The sequence below is a fragment of the Arcobacter sp. CECT 8985 genome (genome assembly GCF_004116495.1).
In the GTDB taxonomy this organism is placed as follows: Bacteria; Campylobacterota; Campylobacteria; order Campylobacterales; family Arcobacteraceae; genus Malaciobacter.
The window spans coordinates 1-3749 of the sequence record NZ_PDKC01000062.1 but is presented as its reverse complement, the minus strand read 5'-3'; the positions used below and the strand labels follow the sequence as shown (position 1 = coordinate 3749).

At 25.0% G+C, this 3749-nt stretch carries 3 protein-coding genes; all 3 read right to left on the bottom strand.

Annotated features, from left to right (window positions below):
• Positions 1-193: hypothetical protein (locus CRU93_RS13905; protein WP_164967706.1), on the bottom strand; the 193-nt coding region annotated here is incomplete at its 3' end.
• Positions 194-271: 78 nt separating this feature from the next.
• Complete coding sequence (locus tag CRU93_RS13900; RefSeq protein ID WP_129104788.1) at positions 272-2230, bottom strand: bifunctional diguanylate cyclase/phosphodiesterase; 1959 nt, start codon at positions 2228-2230, stop codon at positions 272-274.
• A 111-nt stretch (positions 2231-2341) separates the two neighbouring features.
• Complete coding sequence (locus CRU93_RS13895; RefSeq protein ID WP_129104787.1) at positions 2342-3541, bottom strand: NAD(P)/FAD-dependent oxidoreductase; 1200 nt, start codon at positions 3539-3541, stop codon at positions 2342-2344.
• Positions 3542-3749 lie beyond the last annotated feature (208 nt).

Here is a 3749-nt window from a genome sequence, read left to right as displayed (position 1 = left end):
CACTTACAAATACTACTTCAAACTCATAAGGTTTATTTACTTTACTAATCCCATTTAGTTTATATACACTTAAACTCTCATTTAGTATATCTGGCAAGTCACTTCTATAGTTTATCAGTCTTATTCTAGATTTTATGTTTTGGTTGATTTCTGATCGCAGTTGTTTAGTAATATTTTCTATTTTGCTAGACATAAAAATAGCCTTTATAAAAGTAATAGAAAATATTATCTAAAAATAAGTTATAAAATTATTAAATTGTAATAATATAGCTTAATCCAATTTCATTGGTTCTCCAAAGTAATATCCTTGGGAATAGTGAATACCAATCTCTTTTACTTTTTTATATACATTTTCTGAGTGAATAAACTCTGCAATTGTTTCAATACCCATTTTATTAGCAAAATCAATAATTGTTTCAGTTACCATTTGAGAGTTTTTATTTACATCAATATTTTTTATCATAGATGCATCTATTTTTATATAATCAACTTTTAATTTCATTAAATATTCAAAGTTTGAGTAACCAGTTCCAAAATCATCGATAGATATTTGGCAACCATATGTTTTCACTTCTTCAATAAAGTTAAGAACTTCATCAAAGTTTTCAATTCCTTCAGATTCTATTAGTTCAAAAACAACTCTATTCCCAAAATTTGAAATTTTTAGATGAGTCATGATACAGTCATATACTTCTTTATTTAAAATATCATCAACACTTAGATTTATAGATATTTTTTTGTCTATTTTACTAAAAATCTCAAATGTCTTTCTCACCATTATCATAGTTAATTGAGGATATAATTTATTTTTTTTAGCAAGATCAAGAAAATGTATAGGGGAAATAAGCTCACCATTTGTATCTTGTAGTCTAATTAGTGATTCATATTTGATAATTTCTTTAGTTTGTGTATTTACAATTGGTTGAAATAAAGGAACAATTCTATCATCTTTAATCGCATCTTTTATTTTTTTACCCCATTTTAAATTCTGCTCATATTCATGCTCAATTTTCATAGATGAATCATAAAGAACATATTTTTTTCTTTTTCTTTTCGCTATTTTAAGTGCTATATCTGCATTTGTAAGTAATGCTTCATTGCCAACAGCAATACCAGCAGATATATTCACATGTGCTTCATTCCCTTCTTTTACTACAAATATATTTTTTTCAATAATATCAATTAAATATAATATTAGACTTTGTAACTCTTCAAGTGATATATCTTGTTCATAATATAAAGCATATTCATCTGCATGAAGTTTAAATAGTTTAGCTGATTTAGGTGAATTCTCTTTTAGTAGTTCTGATATATGAACTAAAAGATTATTTCCTACTTTATCTCCATAAAGATCATTTATTTCTTGAAATTTGTCTATATTAATTAGTGTTAAAGATGCATATCTATTACTATTAGCTACTTCAAGAAGTTTTTTTCTATTTGGTAAAGATGTTAATTCATCATTATAAAATTGATATTCTAAAGAATCCAACATCTTATTAAAAACTCTTTGCATAGAAGATAACTCTTCTATTTTATCATTTAGTTCAACTCTTTGTTTTATATCTTTTTCTTCTGTTATTTGACTTATTTTATTTACAAATATTTTGATTGGCTTTACAAGATGCTTGTCAAATCCAAAATAAAGAGCAATAAAAAGTACAAGAGAAAAAACAATTATAAAAATAACAAAGAAATTTATCATACTAGTAAGAGATACTTTTAAATCCCTAACAGGATAAGATATATCAATAACCCCTAATACATCTCCTGATTTAGCATTTGAGTGGCATTCTAAACATTGTTTTTCTGCAATAATAGGATAATAAAATTGGATTAAAGACTCATCAATTATATTTAAGACTTCTTCTTTGTGAAAAGCTTTTTTAACAAAAGGATTAGCCTTTCTAACCTTTTTATCTTCTTCTATTTCCCCATATAATTTTGCAACAAGAGAACTTCTATAAACATTTACACTCATCTCTTCATCAATTGAATTTATTCTATCTATAATTTTTGCTAAGTCTTTTTTATTCCAACCTTTTTCCATAGCTGAGTATAATGATTGAAAAATTAGTTTACTTGTTTTCTTTGAATCAATTTTTGTAAGTTTTTCTATAGCATCTTTTTTTAAGTATTCACCATATGCAAGTGCTATGATAAGAGTGACAAATAAAGTAAAAAGAATAATTTTAGTTATAAGTTTTTTGTATGTTGTTGATTTTTTCATAAAAGCCCAAATTCGATTGTTTAAATATATTGTATATCGTTATTACTTAAAATGTTATTTTATAATAATAGTTTAATAACACATAGCCTTGGTATTAAAGCTATGTATTATTTAAAATTTTGAAAGTTTTTTATATCCAGTTTTTATAAGTTTTAACAGCGGTTTTCTGTAAGAATAAAATACATATTTTTTGATAAAATATGCAATTTTTCCTTTTACATGAACCAACCCAAATAAGTTACCAGCTGCATATTCTCCTCCAAGAGCAATAAGAACTCCATCTAATTTAGGATTAGTTTTTACTAAGCTTTTACCTTCTATTAGTTTTAAAACATTTTTTCCTGCAAGTGTTCCACTAATTCTTGCAATAGTTACAGTTGGTGGCATTATTTCATCTTTATTATTTCTTATCTCTGCAATATCTCCAATTGCGAAAATATTTTCATGCTCAGTTGATTGCATATATTCATTTACAATTAATTGACCCTTTTGGTTTGTTTTTGTATTTAACTCTTTTGTAAGAGGTGATGCTTCAATTCCCCCTGTAAATATTACAAATGAGTGATTTACTTTTGTTCCATTTGAAAAGAAACAGTAACCATTTTCAACTTTTTCAAGTTTAGTATTAGTTATTATGTTTATTCCTAATTCTTTAAGTCTTTCTTGAGATATATTAATTAATTGTTGAGTTAATCCAGGTAATATACTAGCTGAACTACTTATCAAAGATATTTTTAAATTATCACATGAAAAGTTTCCTCTTTGGAAAAATTTATTTGAATAATAAGCCATTTCTGCTGCAATCTCAACTCCAGAAAGTCCAGCTCCCACAACAACAATATGAGTATCTGCACACTGTTTTGCTTCATCTCTAATTTTTTCAAATAGTTGTATTTCAAAACTTTGTTTAAAATCAATTGCTCTGTGAAGTTTTTTTATGTCATCAGCATTATTTAAACCAGGAATTTGTGGAGGGAAAAATGTTCTAGTCCCTGCTGCCATAATTAAATAGTCAAATTCTACTATCTCTTTTTCTTCTGTGTAGATTTTCTTTTCAGTTTTATCTATCCTTCTTACTTTTAAGTTTTTATATTCTAAATGGTTGTGGTTAAATCCAGTACAAAGAGTAGTTAAATCAATTGTAACATCTGCAAAAGTAGATTTATTTGCAATTAAATCATATACTTCTGGTTGTAAATTATGATATGTATGTTTATCAATTAAAGTTATTTTGATATTTTTATTTTTAACTAGTTCTCTTAATGCATAAATACCTGCATATCCACCACCAATGACTACGACTTTTTTCATTAATGTTGCCTTTTGTTATCTTTTTTCATAAAACTCCTAAATAATAAATGGGTAAATAATCAAGAGTTAAATAGTTTAATAAAAATAAACTATTTTTTAATATATATTAAAACATTTTTTATATAAAAAAGAGTTGGAAATGTGTATATAATTTATATTATTCAATAATTATAAATTTTTGTAAAAAAAACCTAAAAAAAATAATAAA

Excerpts from the sequence above, each read along its gene's own strand:
- CRU93_RS13900 (WP_129104788.1), bottom strand. The coding sequence starts at position 2,230 with ATGAAAAAATCAACAACATACAAAAAACTTATAACTAAAATTATTCTT.
- CRU93_RS13895 (WP_129104787.1), bottom strand. The coding sequence starts at position 3,541 with ATGAAAAAAGTCGTAGTCATTGGTGGTGGATATGCAGGTATTTATGCA.